Here is an 18,565-nt window from a genome sequence, read left to right on the forward strand (position 1 = left end):
GGGGCCTTCGGGCGCTCCCGTCGACGTCCGTTCGGAAAGGGTTCACGCGGGCGACGGTACGTAGTGGATTTCACCGTCGTAATTCAGGTGACGCCATTGTTGATTTCTTGTTTCGGCGGGGTTCCGTTTGGTGTCCAAGAAGGATCCAAGACGGCTTCAAGATGCCGCCAAGACGGTCGCGCTAGGGTGCCCGGAGCCGTCCGGGAGGAAGTCCCGAAAAGAATGCGGTAAGAGGCCGCGGCATATTCGTGTCCGAGTGTTTCCGGTAACGGGGAGCAGCCCATGAGCAATTCCGATCGCCTTGCGCCGGAACCGCCTGTCGCCCCGGACGAGGCGGTGGCGGTCATCGGAATGTCCGCCCGTACGCCGTGGGCCGCAGGACCGGACGGGCTCCGGCGGAAACTCCGGGACGGAATACCGGCGGAAACCGGGCCGGAGGGCGGCGCCTGGTGCGATCCCGCGTTGTTCGACGCGGAATTCTTCGGCCTGTCCGGCGCGCGGGCGGACCGACTGGACGCGGAACAGCGGCTGTTGACGGAACTCGGCTGGGAGGCCCTGGAGAACGCGGGCATCGTCCCGGGACCCGGCACGTCCGGTGGAACGGCCGGCCTCTTCCTCGGGCCCGTCCCCTCCGGGACGGCGACGGACGTGATCGCCGCCGCGCTGCGGCTGACCGCACCTCATACGCCGTCGGACACCGCGCCCCTGCCGTCGGCCGCCCCCGGCGCCCACCTCGCGCGGGCGGTACGGAGCCTGCGCGACGGCCACTGCTCCCTGGCCCTCGCCGGCGCCGCGCACCTCGGCACGGACCCCTCGGCCGACGCCCCCGTGCCCCCCGGCGCCTTCGTCGTGGTCCTCAAGCCGTGGTCCCGCGCGCTACACGACGGGGACCGGATCCTCTGCCTGATCCGGCCCGACGACGAGGACGCGCCCGAGGTCACCGCGGCGAGCCGGCCGGTATCCGGTGGATCCGGGCCGGGACCGGTCCCGGCCCGGCCGGGGGACGGCCACGGCGTCACGGACGTCCTCGCCGGACTCGTCCGCGTCGCACACGGTGACGAGGCCCGCTCGGCCGTCGGCGGAGTCCTCCTGGAGCCGCCCGGTGCCGCGGAACCGGACACCACGACCGATGTCGCCCCCGCCGCCGACGCGTTACTCGTCCCCTGGCGGATATCCGCGCGGAGCGAAGGCGCGCTGCGCGCCCAGGCCGAACGCCTGCTCCGGCATCTGGACGAACACCCCGCGGCCGATCCGGCCGGCATCGGCCTGTCCCTCGCCACCACCCGCCCGCTGTTCGAGCACCGTGCCGTTCTGCTTGCCGCCGACCGTGCCGACGCCCTTCGGGCATTGACCGTTCTGGCGGCGGGGGACAGCACACCGGACGTCATTCGGGGCGTGGCGGGCCCGGGCGGAAGGACGGCGAACGCAATCCCGGACGGGACCGCTCCGCACGCGGCCGGCGCCATTGCGGACGCGGCGAAGAAAGCCCCCGCGAAAGCCGTGTTCGTCTTTCCCGGACAGGGCACCCAATGGCCCGGCATGACGCACGAACTCCGTGAATCCTCCGAGGTGTTCGCGAACAGCCTCCGCGCCTGCGCCGAGGTGCTGGACCCGCTGACGGGCTGGTCGCTGCTGGACGTCCTGGACGGCGCGGACGGGACTCCGGACCCGGAGCGGGTGGACGTCGTGCAGCCCGTGCTGTTCGCCGTCATGGTCTCCCTCGCGGCGCTCTGGCGCTCCCATGGGGTGGAGCCCGCCGCGGTCGCCGGAGCCAGCCTGGGCGAGATCGCCGCCGCCCACGTCGCGGGCGCGCTGACCCTGGAGGACGCGGCGCGCGTCGTCGTGCCCTGGAGCGCCGCCCAGGCCCGCGTGGCCGGCCGCGGCGACATGGCCTCCATCCTCCTCACCCGGACCGAACTGGCGCCCCGGCTGGCCCGCTTCGGCGACCGGCTGAGCCTCGCCGGCGCCAACGGACCGCGCAGCGCCCTGGTCTCCGGGGAGCGCGCGGCCGTCGCCGAGCTGCTGGACGAGCTCACGGCGGAGGGCATCCGCGCCAGGAAGCTGAGCAACGGACTCGCCGCGCACTCCCGGCAGTTGGAGGAGGCCCACGAGCAGCTGCTGAAGGACCTGTCGGCGGTCTCCCCACGCCCGTCCACCGTGCCGTTCTTCTCCTCCGCCACCGGGGAACGCCTCGACACCCGGGAGCTGGACGGCGCCTACTGGTGCCGCAACATCACGGAGGAGATCCGCTTCGACGAGGCGGCCCGCGCCCTCGTCCGGGACGGTCACCGCGCGTTCGTCGAGGTCGCCCCGCACCCCGTGCTCGCCGTGGGCCTCCAGGACACGCTCGACGACGCGGGAGCGGGCGGGGAGGGCGTCGTCGTGGAGACGCTGCGCCGAGGCCGGGGCGGCCCGGACCGGTTCCTCGCCGCGCTCGCGGAACTCCACGTCCACGGCGTGGACGTGGACTGGGCGGCCCTGCCCGCCTTCGCCGGAGCCCGGCGTGTCGAACTGCCCTCGTACCCCTTCCGGTCCGGGAGCCCCGAGCCGGACCCGAGCGCCTCCCTGACGCACCGTCTGAAAAGCCTCACCGAGCCCGAACAGCGGCGGACACTCGGCGAGTTGATCCGCACGCACATGGCTCGTCTTATCGGCGACGCCGCGGACGTTCCCGAGGACCGGTCGTTCCGCGAGCTCGGCCTCGACTCGGCCGCCGCCCTCGCCCTGCGCAACCGGCTCCGGGAGGCCACCGGACTCCCGCTGCCCACCGGCCTCGTCTACGAGCACCCGACGGTCGCCGCCCTCGCCGAACACCTGCGCACCGCCCTCCTCGGCCTGCGCCCCGCCCCCGCCCTCCCGGCGACCGGCCCCGTACGGGACGGTGAGCCCGTCGCCGTGGTCGGCATCGGCTGCCGCTTCCCCGGGGACGTCCGGACCCCCGAGGACCTGTGGAACCTGGTCGCGGAGGGCAGGGAGACTCGTTCGGAGTTCCCCGCCGGGCGCGGCTGGGACCTCGACTCCCTCCAGGACCCCGACGCGGACAAGCCCGGCACGACCTACGTGCGGCACGGCTCGTTCCTGCACGACGCCGACCGCTTCGACGCGGCCTTCTTCGGGATCAGCCCGCGCGAGGCCCTGGCCATGGACCCGCAGCAGCGGCTGCTGCTGGAGACGGCGTGGGAGGCGTGCGAACGGGCCGGCGTCGACCCGGCCGGGCTGCGCGGCAGCCGCACCGGCGTGTTCGTCGGCGCCATGCGGCAGGAGTACGGACCCCGCCTGTACGAACCGGCCGAGGGCCTGGAGGGCCACCTCCTCACCGGCACCGAGGGCAGCGTCCTCTCCGGCCGGCTGTCGTACGTGCTGGGCCTGGAAGGGCCCGCCCTCACCGTGGACACGGCCTGCTCGTCGTCCCTGGTCGCCCTCCACCTCGCCTGCGAGGCGCTGCGCCGCGGGGAGTGCTCCCTGGCGCTGGCCGGCGGGGCGACGGTGATGTCGGCGCCCGGCCTGTTCGTCCAGTTCAGCCGGCAGCGCGGGCTGGCTCCCGACGGCCGGTGCAAGGCGTTCGCCGCGGCGGCGGACGGCACCGCCTGGGGCGAGGGCGTCGGCGTCCTGCTGCTGGAACCCCTCTCCGAGGCGCGCCGCAACGGCCATCCCGTCCTCGCGGTCCTCCGGGGCTCCGCGGTCAACCAGGACGGCGCCTCCAACGGGCTGACCGCCCCCAACGGCCGCGCCCAGCAGCGACTCGTCGAACAGGCCCTCGCCGCCTCGGGGTTGACCGCCGCCGAGGTGGACGCGGTGGAGGCGCACGGGACGGGGACGAGGCTCGGCGACCCCATCGAGGCCGAGGCGCTCCTGGCGACGTACGGGCAGGGCCGCCCGGCGGACCGGCCGCTGTGGCTCGGGTCGCTGAAGTCGAACATCGGTCACACGCAGGCCGCGGCGGGCGTGGCCGGTGTCATCAAGATGGTGATGGCGCTGCGGCACGGCGTGCTGCCGCGCACCCTGAACGTGGACGCCCCCACCCCGCACGTCGACTGGTCGGCGGGCGCGGTCGAACTCCTGGCGGAGGAGCGCGCCTGGCCGGAGACGGGCCGGCCGCGCCGCGCGGGCGTCTCGGGCTTCGGCATCAGCGGCACCAACGCCCACCTGATCGTGGAGCAGGCGCCGGACGAGGAGCCCGCCCCGCCGGACCCCGGCACGGGCGTCCTCCCCTGGGTGGTGTCGGCCCGCTCGCCCGAGGCGCTGCGGGCGCAGGCCGGGCGCCTGGCCGCCGCCGCCCCGGACGACCCGGGAGCCGTCGGATGGACACTGGCCACCGGACGGCCGTCCTTCGAGCACCGCGCGGTGGTCGTCGGGGACGACCACGACAGCCTGCTCCGCGGCCTGGCCGCCGTCGCCCGGGACGTCTCCGCGCCGGAGGCGGTCACGGGCACGGCCGGCCCCCTCGCGGGTGCCGTGTTCGTCTTCCCGGGGCAGGGCTCGCAATGGGCCGGGATGGCCGTCGAACTGCTAGACGCCGACGAGGAGTTCGCGGAGCGGATCGCCGCGTGCGAGCGGGCGCTGGAGCCGTTCGTCGACTGGTCGCTCGTGGACGTGCTGCGGGAGGCGCCCGGGGCGCCGGGGCTGGACCGGGTGGACGTGGTGCAGCCCGTGCTGTGGGCGGTGATGGTCTCCCTGGCAGGCCTGTGGCGGTCCCTGGGCGTGGAACCGGTGGCGGTCGTCGGGCACTCGCAGGGCGAGATCGCCGCGGCCTGCGTGGCGGGCGGACTGTCCCTGGAGGACGGCGCCCGCGTCGTCGCCCTCCGCTCCCGCGTCATCCGTGAGGTACTGGCCGGGGACGGCGGCATGGTCGCCGTGTCCCTCGGCGCCGAGGCCACCGGCGAGCTGGTGGCCGCGTACGGCGGACGCGTGTCGGTGGCCGCCGTCAACGGTCCGCTCTCCACGGTCGTGTCCGGTGAACCGGACGCCCTGGACGCCCTGTTGGCACACTGCGAGGAGCGGGGGACCAGGGCCCGGCGGATCCCCGTCGACTACGCCTCCCACTCCGCCCAGGTGGAGCGGATCCGCGACCGGATCCTCGCCGACCTGGCCGACGTCCGGCCCCGCACCGGCACGGTCCCCTTCCACTCCACCGTCACCGGCGAGGTCCTCGACACGGCCCGGCTCGACGCCGAGTACTGGTACACCAACCTGCGGCACACCGTGCGGTTCGCGCCCGTCGTCCGGGACCTCGCCGCCCGCGGCCGGCACGCGTTCGTCGAGTGCAGCGCCCACCCCGTGCTCACCGTCGGCATCGAGGAGACCGCGGAGGAGGCGGGCCGGCCGGCCGTCGTCACCGGCTCGCTGCGCCGCGACGAGGGCGGCCCGCGGCGGTTCCTGACCTCCGTGGCCGAGGCGTACACCCGCGGCCTGCCGGTGGACTGGGCGGCGGTGTTCCCCGAGCGCTCCCGCCGGATCACCGATCTGCCGGCCCACCCGTTCCGGGGCGAACGGTTCTGGGCGGAGGCGCCGCGGGCCGCCGGCGACCTCCGATGGGCCGGACTGGCCGGCACCGCCCACCCGCTGCTCGGCGCCGACGTCGCCCTCGCCGGGGGCGAGGACACCCTCCTCACCGGCCGGCTCTCCCTCGCGACGCACCCCTGGCTCGCCGACCACGCCGTCCGCGGCACCGTCCTGCTGCCCGGCACCGCCCTCGTCGAACTCGCCCTGCACGCGGGGGAGCGGACCGGCTGCCGCACCGTCGAGGAACTGACCCTGGAGGCCCCGCTGGTCCTGCCGGCGGACCCCGCCGACGCGGCCGTACTGATCCAGGTCAGGGCCGGCGCCCCGGACGAGGACGGACGGCGGCCCGTCACCGTCCACTCCCGCGCCGAGGAGGCCGCGGACCCGTGGACGCGCAACGCCACCGGATTCCTCGCCCCCGCCGGCGACGAACCCGAGGCACGCACCGGCGGCGCCTGGCTCCCACCGGGCGCGGCCCCCGTCGACCTCCGGGGCGCCTACGACCGGCTCGCCGCCGTCGGATTCGAGTACGGCCCGGTGTTCCAGGGCCTGCACGCCGTGTGGCGGCACGGGGACGACCTCTACGCCGAGGTCCGGCTGGACCGCGCCGCCCACACCGGCGCCGACGCCTACGCCGTCCACCCCGCGCTCCTGGACGCCGCCCTGCACGCGAGCCTGCTCGACGGAACGGAACAGGTACGCCTGCCGTTCGCCTGGACGGGCGTGACCGCGTCCGCCGCCGGGGCGACCTCGCTGCGCGTCCGGCTCTCCCCGGCCGGCCCCGACGCACTGTCCGTCGAGGCGTCCGACGACAACGGCCGCCCGGTCGCCCGCATCGCCTCACTGACGCTCCGTCACATCACGGACGAGCAGCTGCGGTCCGCCGCCCAGGGCGCCCGCGAACCGCTCCACGAGGTGACCTGGACACCCCTGCCGGACGACGGCCCCGCACCGGACACCGCACCCCTCGCGGTGGCCGGACCCGGCGCGGCGCCGCTGAACGACACGCTGGCCGCGGCCGGCGCCCGGACGACCGCGTACCCGGACCTCGCGGCCCTCACCGAGGCCGTCGCCGACGGCACCCCGGCGCCCCGCGTCGTCCTCGTCCCCCTGCTCCCCGACTCCGGCGCACCGCGGGACGACGCCGCGGCGGCCGCCCGCGCCGCCACGCACCACGCCCTGGACCTGGTCCGCTCGTGGCTGTCCGACGAGCGGTTCGCCGCCTCCCGCATGGTGCTCCTCACCCGCGGCGCGGTGGCGACCGCACCCGGCGACGACGTGCCCGACCTGGCCCACGCCCCGCTCTGGGGCCTGGTCCGCTCCGCGCAGACCGAGAACCCCGGCCGCCTCGCGCTGCTGGACACCGACGGCCCCGAGGCCTCCGGCGCACCGGCGCTGCTGCGCGCCCTGGCCGCCGACGAACCCCAACTCGCCGTCCGCTCCGGGAAGGTGCTCGCCGCACGCCTGGCCCGCGCCGCCACCGCCCCCGACGGACCGGCCGCGTTCGGCGGCGGGGGCACCGTCCTGGTCACCGGCGGCACCGGCGTCCTCGGCGGCGCGCTCGCCCGCCACCTCGTCACCGTCCACGGCGTCCGAGACCTGCTGCTCGTCAGCCGCCGCGGCCCCCGGGCCGACGGCGCCGCCGAACTCGACGCCGAACTCACCGCCCTCGGCGCCCGCGTGACCGTCACGGCCTGCGACGCGGCGGACCGGGACGCCCTCGCACGGGTCGTGGCGGCGGCCGAGCCGCCCCTGACCGGCGTCGTGCACCTGGCCGGCGTCCTGGACGACGGCGTCGTCGCGTCCCTGACGCCCGAACGGCTCGACACCGTCGCCCGGCCCAAGGCCGACGCCGCCTGGCACCTCCACGACCTCACCCGCGGCCTCGGCCTGACGGACTTCGTGCTGTTCTCCTCCGCCGCGGGCGTCATCGGCACCGCCGGACAGGCCAACTACGCGGCCGCCAACGCCTTCCTGGACGCCCTCGCCCACCACCGGCGCACCCGCGGCCTCCCGGCCCTGTCCCTCGCCTGGGGCCTGTGGGCGGACGCCAGCGGCATGACCGGCCACCTCGACGACACCGACGTCCGCCGGCTGAGCCGCGCCGGACTCCTGCCGATGCCCACCGACCAGGGCCTCGCCCTCTTCGACGCCGCCGTGGCCGCCGGCCGCGAGGGCCCCGCCGTGCTCGTACCGGCCCGGCTGGACACCGCGGGCGTCCGCGCCGGGGGCGAGATCCCGGCGCTGCTCCGCGGCCTCGTCAAGGCCCCCGCCCGGCGGGCCGCCGACGCCTCCCCGGGCATCGCCCTGGAGCAGCGGCTCGCGGACCTCCCCGAGGCCGAACAGGAGCGGGTCCTCCTCGAACTCGTCCGCGGCCGGCTCGCCGACGTCCTCGGCCACTCCGCGCCGCACGCCCTGGACCTCGACCGGGGCTTCCTCGAACTCGGCCTGGACTCCCTCACGGCGCTGGAGTTCCGCAACCGGCTGGGCGCCGCCGCGGGCCGCCGGCTGCCCCCCACCCTGATCTTCGACCACCCCACCCCGGCCGCGGTCGGCCGCTACCTGCACGTAGAGCTCCGGCCCGCCGACCGCCCCGACGGGGCACCCGAACCCCTCCCCGACGAACGGGAGTTCCACCGCGCCCTGGCCGCCGTCCCGCTGGCCCGCTTCCAGGAGGCGGGACTGGTGACGACCCTGATGCGGCTCGCCGAGTCCGCGGGCGTCCCCACCGGGGGCGACGGACCGGCCGGCGACGACGGCGGCAACCCCCTGGACAGCATGGACCTCCAGAGCCTCGTACGGGTGGCGCTCGGTGACAACTGACCGGCACGGAACAGACATTCGGAGTGAGCGATGACCGCATCCAGCGAAGAAGTCATCAAGGCGCTGAGGGTTTCCCTCAAGGAGGCGGAACAGCTCCGGCAGCAGAACCGCAAGCTGACCGAGGCCCATTCCGAACCCGTCGCCATCGTCGGCATGGCCTGCCGCCTGCCCGGGAACGTACGGTCGCCCGAGGACCTGTGGCGGCTCGTCGCGTCCGGCACCGACGCGATCACCCCGTTCCCCGAGGACCGCGGCTGGGACGTCGACGCCCTGTACGACCCCGACCCCGACGCCCCCGGCCGGACCTACGTCCGGGAGGGCGGGTTCGTCCACGAGGCCGCCGGGTTCGACGCCGACTTCTTCGGCATCAGCCCCCGCGAGGCCACGGCCATGCACCCCCAGCAGCGGCTGCTCCTGGAGACCGCCTGGGAGGCGCTGGAACGGGCCGGCATCGACCCGTCGTCCGTCCGCGGCAGCCGCACCGGCGTGTTCGCCGGCGTGATGCAGATGGACTACGCCTCCCGCCTGCGCAGGACCCCCGAGGACCTGGAGGGCTACCTGATGACCGGCGGCCAGGGCAGCGTCGTCTCGGGGCGTATCGCCTACACGCTCGGCCTGGAGGGCCCCGCCGTCACGGTGGACACCGCCTGCTCCTCCTCCCTGGTGGCCATGCACCTCGCCTGCCAGTCCCTCCGGCGGGAGGAGTGCACCCTGGCGCTGGCCGGCGGCGTCACCGTCATGGCCGACACCCTCGGCTTCGTCGAGTTCAGCCGGCAGCGCGCCCTCTCCCCGGACGGCCGCTGCCGCTCCTTCGCCGAGGGCGCCGACGGCACCGGCTGGGCCGAGGGCGCCGGCGTCCTGCTGCTGGAACGGCTCTCGGACGCCCGCCGCAACGGCCACCGGATACTCGCCGTCCTGCGCGGCTCCGCCGTCAACCAGGACGGCGGCAGCAGCGGCTTCTCCGCACCCAACGGGCCCGCACAGCAGCGCGTCATCCGGGACGCGCTCGCCAACGCCCGCCTCGGCGCGACGGACGTGGACGCGGTCGAGGCACACGGCACGGGCACCAAGCTCGGCGATCCGATCGAGGCGCAGGCCCTGCTGGCGACGTACGGGCGGGGCCGTCCCGCGGACCGGCCGCTGTGGCTCGGCTCCTTGAAGTCCAACATCGGCCACACCCAGGCCGCCGCGGGCGTGGCCGGTCTGATCAAGACGGTGATGGCGCTGCGCCACGGCGTCCTCCCGCGCACCCTGCACGTCGACGCGCCCACCCCGCATGTCGACTGGGCCGCCGGCGGCGTCGCGCTGCTGACGGAGGAGCACGACTGGCCGGAGACCGGACGGCCGCGCCGGGCCGCCGTCTCCTCCTTCGGCATCAGCGGCACCAACGCCCACATCATCATCGAGCAGGCGCCCGCCGACGGCAGCGACGAACCCGCCGGCGCCGGCGCGGTGGCCGACGGTTCCGGCGTNGCCGGAGACCGGACGGCCGCGCCGGGCCGCCGTCTCCTCCTTCGGCATCAGCGGCACCAACGCCCACATCATCATCGAGCAGGCGCCCGCCGACGGCAGCGACGAACCCGCCGGCGCCGGCGCGGTGGCCGACGGTTCCGGCGTCCTCCCGTGGCTCCTCTCCGCCCGTACGCCCGAGGCCCTGCGGGCCCAGGCGGCCGCACTGAGCGAGAGCGTCACCACCCACCCGGAGTGGTGCGCCGGCGAGGTGGGCTGGTCGCTGGCCGCCGGGCGCGGCTCCTTCGAGCAGCGCGCCGTCGTCATCGGGAGCGACCGTGACGGACTGCTCCGCGGGCTGTCCGCCGTGGCGGACGGCGACCCGGCACCCGCCGTCGTGACCGGCGGAACGAGCGGCACCCTGGGCCGTCCCGTCTTCGTCTTCCCCGGCCAGGGGTCGCAGTGGCTCGGCATGGCGGTCGAACTGCTCGGCTCCTCCGAGGTGTTCGCCGGCCGGATGGCCGACTGCGAGCGGGCGCTCGACCCGTTCGTGGACTGGTCGTTGGTGGATGTGCTGCGGGGTGCGGAGGGTGCTCCGGGGCTGGAGCGGGTGGATGTGGTGCAGCCCGCGCTGTGGGCGGTGATGGTGTCGTTGGCGGGGTTGTGGCGGTCGGTGGGTGTGGAGCCGGTTGCTGTGGTGGGCCACTCCCAGGGGGAGATCGCTGCGGCGTGTGTGGCGGGCGGGCTGTCGTTGGAGGATGGCGCGCGTGTGGTGGCGCTGCGCTCCCGAGCGTTGCTGGAGATCGCGGGAGAGGGCGGCATGATGTCCGTTCCTCTTCCGGTGGACGAGGCGGAGGCGCTCGTCGGACGCTGGGACGGGCGAATATCGGTGGCGGCCCTCAACGGCCCGCGCTCCACGGTGGTATGCGGCGACGCGGGCGCGCTGGACCAATTACTGGCCCACTGCGAGGAGCGTGAGATCCGGGCGCGGCGGATTCCGGTCGACTACGCCTCGCACTCGGAGCACGTGGAGCGGATCCGTGAACGGATCCACCGGGAGCTGGCGGACATCCGCCCCCGCTCGGGTTCCGTTCCCTTCCACTCCACGCTGACCGGCGAGGTGATGGACACCGCCGGTCTGGACGCCGACTACTGGTACCGCAACCTCCGCAACACCGTCCGCTTCGAGTCCGTGATCAGTGGTCTCCTGGCCGACGGCCACCGGGCGTTCGTCGAATGCAGCGCCCACCCCGTCCTCACCGTCGGCGTGGAGGAGACCGCCCAGGAGGCGGGCGTCCCGGCGGTGGTCGTCGGTTCGCTGCGCCGGGACGAGGGGGACTGGCGACGGTTCCTGACCTCGATGGCCGAGGCCCACACGCAAGGCCTGTCCCTCGACTGGCCCTCGCTCTTCGCCGGTGGCGCGCGCCGCCTCGTCGACCTCCCCACCTACGCCTTCCAGCACCGCCGTTACTGGCTGGAGGAGGCGGCGCCCGACGTCGCGCAGACCGCCGACGACGGCCTGGAGGCCGGGTTCTGGAACGCGGTGGAGGCGGAGGACGCCGAGGCCCTGGCGGCGGCCCTCCGGGTCGAGGACGACGCACAGCGCACCTCCGTGGCCTCTCTCCTCCCGGCGCTGTCCTCCTGGCGGCGGCAGAGCCGGGAACACTCCGCCGTGGACGGCTGGCGCTACCGGATCGGCTGGAAGCCGGTCGCCGGGCGGCCCGGCTCCGGCCCGTCCGGCACCTGGCTCGTGGCCGTGCCCGAAGGGCACGCCGACGACCCGTGGGTGGCGGCGGCCCTGCGGTCCCTCGCGGCCCGCGGCGTCGACGTCGTCACCCTGGAACCGACCGCAGCGGACACCGGCCGGGAGGCCCTGGCCGCCCGCGTCCGCGCCGCGCTGTCCGGTGCGGAGCCCACGGGAGTGCTGTCGTTCCTCCCCCTGGACGCACGCCCGTCGACGGACCGCCCGGAACTGGCGACCGGTGTCGCGCAGACGCTCGGCCTGGTGCAGGCGCTGGGCGACGCCGGGGTGCGGGCGCCCCTGTGGTGCGTCACGCGCGGCGCGGTGGCCACCGGCCCGTCCGACCCGCCGGCGGACCCGGTGCAGGCCCAGGTCTGGGGACTCGGCCGCGTCGTGGCCGTGGAACACGCCGAGCGCTGGGGCGGCCTGGTGGACCTGCCCGCCGGTGCCGGCCCGGACGAGCGGACGCTCGACCAGCTGTGCCGGGCCCTCGCGGGGGACGGCGGCGCGGGGGCGGGAGACGGCGGCGAGGACCAGGTGGCCGTACGCCCCGCGGGCCTGTTCGCCCGCCGTATGCTCCCCGCCCCGCTGGGCGACGCCCGCCCGTCCCGCACCTGGAAGCCGCGCGGCACCGTCCTGGTCACCGGCGGCACCGGCGTCCTCGGCCGGCGCCTCGCCCACTGGCTGGCCGCCTCCGGGGCCGGCCACCTCGTCCTCGTCAGCCGTCGCGGCGCCGACGCCCCGGGCGCCCGCGAACTCCGCGCCGAACTGGCCGAGTCGGGCACCGACGTCACACTGGCCGCCTGCGACCTCGCCGACCGCGACGCGGTCGCCGCCCTGCTCGACGGGCTGAAGGAGGACGGCCGCACGGTCCGCGCCGTGCTGCACACGGCCGCCCACATCGCCCTCGACCGGGTCGACGGGACGACGCACGACGCCCTCGCCGACGCCCTCGGCGCCAAGGTGGCCGGCGCCCGGCACCTGGCCGACCTCCTGGACCCGGCGGAGCTCGACGCGTTCGTCATGTTCTCCTCGATCGCCAGTGTCTGGGGCAGCGGCGAACACGCCGCCTACGCCGCGGCCAACGCCGCCCTCGACGCGTTCGCCGAACACGGCCGCGCCCGCGGCCTCCCGCTGACCACCGTGGCCTGGGGCGTCTGGGAGGACGCCGTGCACACCTGGGAGGACCACGGCCTGGACGTCGAGGACCGGCGCCGGCGCGTCCGGGAGCAGGGCCTGCCCCTGATGCGCACCGAACTGGCCCTCGCCGCCCTCCGGCAGGTCCTCGACCACCGCGACACCTTCGTGGCCGTCGCCGACATCGACTGGGACCGCTTCGTCCCCCTCTTCACCTCGGCCCGCCCCAGCGCCCTCCTGCGCGAACTGCCGCAGGCCCACCGCACCCCCGACGCCACGGCCGGACCCGCCGCCGGCGCCGCGGAGGGAGAGGGCAACGCGCTGCGGGACCGCCTCACCGGTCTGTCCCCGGCCGATCGGCAGCGCACCCTCCTCGACCTGGTGCGCACCCACGCCGTAGCCGTCCTCGGCCACACCGCGCCCGAGGCCATCGGCGCCGAACGCGCCTTCAAGGAGCTCGGGTTCGAGTCCCTGACGGCCGTCGGCCTCCGCAACCGGCTCGCCACCGCCACCGGCCTGCGGCTGCCCGCCACCCTCGTCTTCGACTACCCCACACCCCTCGCCCTCGCCGCCCACCTCGGCGAACAGATCCTCGGCAGCGCCCCGGCCGCCGCCGCGCGGACCACCGCCGCTCCGGCGCCCGACGACGACCCGATCGCGATCGTCGGCATGGGCTGCCGCTTCCCCGGCGGCGTCGGGAGCCCCGAGGACCTGTGGCGGCTCGTCGCCTCCGGCGGCGACGCGGTCTCCGGCTTCCCCACGGGCCGCGGCTGGGACACCGACGGCCTCTACGACCCCGACCCCGACCGGCTCGGCACGAGCTACGTCCGCGAGGGCGGATTCGTGTACGACGCGGACCGGTTCGACGCGGCCTTCTTCGGGATCAGCCCGCGCGAGGCCCTGGCCATGGACCCGCAGCAGCGGCTGCTGCTCGAAACCGCCTGGGAAGCCTTCGAACGGGCCGGTATCGGCCGGGAGGCCCTGCGCGGCAGCGCCACCGGTGCGTTCATCGGCGCCATGACCAACGGGTACGGCCCCCGGCCCCACGAGGCACCCCGCGAGATCGGCGACTACGTCGTCACCGGCAGCGTCACCAGCGTCGTCTCCGGCCGGCTCGCCTACGCCTTCGGCCTGGAGGGCCCGGCCGTCACCGTCGAGACGGCCTGCTCGTCCTCCCTGGTCGCCCTCCATCTCGCCTGCCAGGCCCTGCGGGCGGGCGACTGCACGATGGCCCTCGCCGGCGGCACCGTCGTCATGCCCACCCCGGACGCCTTCATCGGCTTCAGCCGGCTCCGGGGGCTGTCGCGGGACGGCCGCTGCAAGGCGTTCTCCGACGACGCCGACGGCTTCGGCCTGTCCGAGGGCGCCGGTGTCGTCCTGCTGGAACGCCTCTCCCAGGCCCGCCGCAACGGCCATCCGGTCCTCGCCGTGGTCCGCGGCTCCGCGGTCAACCAGGACGGCACCTCCAACGGCCTCGCCGCCCCCAACGGCCCCTCCCAGCAGCGCGTCATCCGCGAGGCCTTGGCGAACGCCCGGGTGTCGGCGGCGGACGTGGACGCGGTCGAGGCACACGGGACCGGAACCAAGCTCGGCGATCCGATCGAGGCGCAGGCCCTGCTGGCGACGTACGGACAGGACCGTCCGGCGGACCGGCCGCTGTGGCTCGGCACGGTGAAGTCCAACATCGGCCACACACAGGCGGCGGCGGGTGTCGCCGGGGTCATCAAGACGGTGATGGCGCTGCGTCATGGCGTCCTGCCGCGCACCCTGCACATCGCCGAACGGACGACCCAGGTGGACTGGTCGGCCGGTGGCGTCGACCTGTTGAGGGAACGTCAGGACTGGCCCGCCCTCGACCGGCCGCGCCGGGCCGGCGTCTCGGCCTTCGGCATCAGCGGGACGAACGCCCACGTGATCCTGGAGCAGGCGCCGGAGGAGGAGCCCGCCCCGGTCGTCGGGGTGGGTGACGGCGCCGGTGTGGTGCCGTGGGTGGTGTCGGCGCGTTCCGCGGGGGCGTTGCGGGCGCAGGCCGGGCGGCTCGCGGAGGCCGTGGGGGATGTCGACCCGGGGCGGGTGGGCTGGTCGCTGGCCTCCGGGCGGTCGTCCTTCGAGCACCGAGCGGTGGTCGTGGGGGAGGGCGCCGGTGAACTCCTCGACGGGCTCGGTGCGCTGGGCCGGGGAGACGTCGCCGCAGGTGTGATCGCCGGGACGGCCGGTGAGGTGGACGGCGCGGTGTTCGTGTTCCCGGGGCAGGGGTCGCAGTGGGCCGGGATGGCGGTCGAACTGCTGGACTCCAGTGAGGTGTTCGGGGAGTGGATCGGCGAGTGCGAGCGGGCGCTCGATCCGTTCGTGGAGTGGTCGTTGGTGGATGTGCTGCGGGGTGTGGAGGGTGCTCCTGGGTTGGATCGGGTGGATGTGGTGCAGCCGGTGTTGTGGGCGGTGATGGTGTCGTTGGCGGGGTTGTGGCGGTCGGTGGGTGTGGAGCCGGTTGCTGTGGTGGGGCATTCGCAGGGTGAGATTGCTGCGGCGTGTGTGGCGGGTGGGCTGTCGTTGGAGGACGGGGCGCGTGTGGTGGCGCTGCGGTCGCAGGCGTTGCTGGAGATCGCGGGGGAGGGCGGCATGGTGTCCGTTCCCCTCCCGGTGGACGAGACGCGCGAGCTGCTGGCCGCCTGGGGTGAGCGGATATCGGTGGCCGCGCTCAACGGTCCGCGCTCCACGGTGGTGTCGGGCGAGGCCGGTGCGCTGGACGAGTTGCTGGCGCATTGTGAGGGGCGTGAGATCCGGGCGCGGCGGATTCCGGTGGACTACGCCTCGCACTCGGAGCATGTGGAGCGGATCCGTGAGCGGATTCACCGGGAGCTGGCGGACGTCCGTCCGCGTTCGGGTTCTGTCCCCTTCCACTCCACGCTGACCGGTGAGGTGGTGGACACCGCCGGTCTGGACGCCGACTACTGGTACCGCAACCTCCGCAACACCGTCCGCTTCGAGTCCGTCGTCAGCGGCCTGCTCGCGGCGGGTCACCGGGCGTTCGTCGAGTGCAGCGCGCACCCCGTGCTCACCGTCGGCGTGGAGGAGACAGCCCAGGAAGCCGGCGTCCCGGCCGTCGTGGTCGGCTCCCTGCGTCGTGACGAAGGAGGCCGGCGGCGGTTCCTGACCTCGATGGCCGAGGCGTACACCCAGGGCGTGCCCGTCGACTGGACCACCGTCTTCCCGGACGGCACCCGTCAACCCGTCGACCTCCCCACCTACGCGTTCCAGCGCGAGCGGTTCTGGGCCGACACCCCGCGCCCCTCCGGCGACGTCGGACAGGCCGGCCTGGCCGAGGCTGGGCACCCGCTGCTGGGTGCGGGTGTGGCGCTGGCCGGAGGTGAAGGGCTGCTGTTCACGGGCCGGTTGTCCGTGGAGAGCCATCCCTGGCTCGCCGACCACGCCGTGTGGGGCACCGTGCTCCTCCCCGGCACCGCTCTCGTCGAACTCGCCGTCCACGCGGGTGACCAGGCCGGATGTGACACCCTGGACGAACTGACGCTCCAGGCGCCGCTCTTGCTGCCGGAGACGGGTGCGGTCCAGGTGCAGGTGCGCCTCGGTGCCCCCGACGAGCACGGGCGGCGGGCCGTCGGCATCCACTCCCGCACCGGAACGGCCGCCCCGGCGCTCGTCGACGACGACTGGGTGTGCCACGCCACGGGTCTCCTCAGCGCCGTGGCGTCGGAACCCGCCTCCCGGCCCGACGCCGTCTGGCCCCCCTCCGGTGCCGTCCCCGTGGAGCTGGACGGGCTCTACGAACGCCTCCTGGACGACGGTTTCGGGTACGGACCTGCCTTCCGCGGGCTGCACGCGGTGTGGCGGACGGAGGACGAGTTCTTCGCGGAGGTCCGCCTGGACCGGGAACAGCACGCCGACGCCGGGCACTTCGCCGTCCACCCGGCCCTGCTCGACGCCGCCCTGCACACCACGCTCCTGGAGGGTGTCGACCAGGTGAGGCTGCCGTTCGCCTGGACGGGGGTGACCCTGCACGCGACCGGCGCGACGGCCCTGCGCGTACGGCTCTCCCCGTCCGGACCGGACACGCTCTCCCTCACCGCGTCCGACCCGGCCGGCCGCCCGGTGGCGTCCGTCGAGTCGCTGGTGGTCCGGCCGGTCCGGCCCGACCAGCTGCGGAACGCGGCCACCGGCCACCGGGACGCGCTGTTCCACCTCGACTGGCAGCGGCACGAGACCTCTCCGGCCGCGCCCGCCACCGCCGGTTGGGCCCTGCTCGGCACCGACACGACGGGCCTGGCGGACGCGCTGACGGCTGCCGGAACACCCGTGACCGCCTACCCGGACCGGGAGGCCCTGACCACCGCCCTCGCCGGCGGAACCGAGGCCCCGGACGTCCTGCTGCTGCCCTGGATCGCCGGGACGGACGACGCGGCCGATCCGGTCGGGGCCACCCATGCCGGGGTCGCCCAGGCCCTGACGTCACTTCAATTCAGCCTCAGCGAGCCGAGGTTGCAGAACACCCGTGTGGTATGGGTGACCCGGGGCGCGGTGAGCGTCCGCGACGGCGAGGACGTCACGGACCTGCCCGCCGCCGCCGTGCACGGCGCGGTACGGGCGGCGCAGGTGGAGCACCCCGAGCGGTTCGCCGCGGTGGATCTCGACGGCGACGACGTCTCCGTCCGCGCCCTGCCCTCCGTGCCGTTCGCCACCGAGCCCGGGACGGCCGTCCGGGCGGGCCGGGTGCTCGTCCCACGGCTCGCCCGGTCCGGCGCGCCGGGTACGGAGGCCGGGGCGCCCATGACGCCCGGGGACGGCACGGTGCTCATCACCGGCGGCACGGGCACGCTCGGCGGGCTGCTGGCCCGGCACCTGGTGACCGTCCACGGCGTGCGGAACCTGCTGCTGGCCGGCCGGCGCGGGCCGGACGCCCCCGGTGCCGCCGAGCTGGTGACCGAACTCACCGCGCTGGGCGCCCGGGTGACGGCCGTGGCCTGCGACGTCGCCGACCGGGACGCGCTGGCCCGGGTCATGGCGGCGGCCGAGCCGCCGCTGACCGGCGTCGTCCACGCCGCCGGCGTCCTGGACGACGGGGTCGTCACCTCGCTGACGCCCGGCCGGATGAGCGCGGTCCTGCGGCCGAAGGCGGACGCGGCCTGGCACCTGCACGAGCTGACCCGGGACGCGCCGCTGTCGATGTTCGTCCTGTTCTCCGGCGCCGGCAGCACGCTCGGCAACGGAGGCCAGGCCAACTACGGCGCGGCCAACGCCTTCCTGGACGGACTGGCCGCACACCGCAGGGCGCTCGGGCTGCCTGCCGTGTCGATGGCCTGGGGCCACTGGGCCGACACCAGCAGCATGACCGGCGGGCTGGACGGGGCCGACCGGGCCCGGATGCGGCGCTCCGGCATCCTGCCGCTGTCCGCCGCCGAGGGCCTGGCCCTGTTCGACGCGGCCCTGGGCCGGGACCGGGCGTTCGTCCTCCCGGCGCGGATCGACCTCGCCGGGCTGCGGGACGGCACCCCGCCGCCGCTGCTGCGGTCGCTCGTGGGGCCGTCCAGGCGGCGGGCCGCGAGCGCCGGGGCCTCCGCGGACGGTTCCGGGCTGGGCGTGCGGCTGGCGTCGCTGCCCCCGGCGGAACGCGGGGCGGTGCTGCTGGACCTGGTCCGCGCCCATGTGGCGACCGTCCTCGGGTACGGCTCGCCGGACGAGGTGGACACCGGGCGCGGCTTCCTCGAATCGGGCTTCGACTCGCTGCGGGCGGTCGAGCTCCGCAACCGGCTCTCCGCCGCCACCGGGCTGCGGCTCCCGGCCACCCTCACCTTCGACCACCCGAGCCCGGCCGCGCTCGCCGCGCACCTGCGGACCCGGCTGCTGGAGGACGAAGTGCCCGCACAGGCACCGGTGTTGGCGGAACTCGACGGACTGGAG

2 protein-coding genes and 1 pseudogene are annotated in these 18,565 nt (G+C 75.5%); all 3 read left to right on the forward strand.

Annotation, left to right across the window (positions count from 1 at the left end; all coding sequences use genetic code 11):
* Positions 1–282 precede the first annotated feature (282 nt).
* A complete protein-coding gene (locus HN013_RS15095) occupies positions 283–8,325 on the forward strand; it encodes a type I polyketide synthase (protein ID WP_171166651.1) in 8,043 nt (2,680 codons plus the stop codon).
* A gap of 30 nt (positions 8,326–8,355) precedes the next feature.
* On the forward strand, positions 8,356–10,116 hold the full coding sequence (locus HN013_RS15100; protein ID WP_249375028.1) for a beta-ketoacyl synthase N-terminal-like domain-containing protein: 1,761 nt from the start codon (positions 8,356–8,358) through the stop codon (positions 10,114–10,116).
* Positions 10,013–18,499: pseudogene (locus tag HN013_RS15105) on the forward strand (SDR family NAD(P)-dependent oxidoreductase); the annotation flags it as partial. The gene HN013_RS15100 and the pseudogene HN013_RS15105, both read left to right, overlap by 104 nt.
* Positions 18,500–18,565: the final 66 nt, after the last annotated feature.

The sequence above is a fragment of the Streptomyces sp. I05A-00742 genome, from assembly GCF_013055795.1.
In the GTDB taxonomy this organism is placed as follows: domain Bacteria; phylum Actinomycetota; class Actinomycetes; order Streptomycetales; family Streptomycetaceae; genus Streptomyces.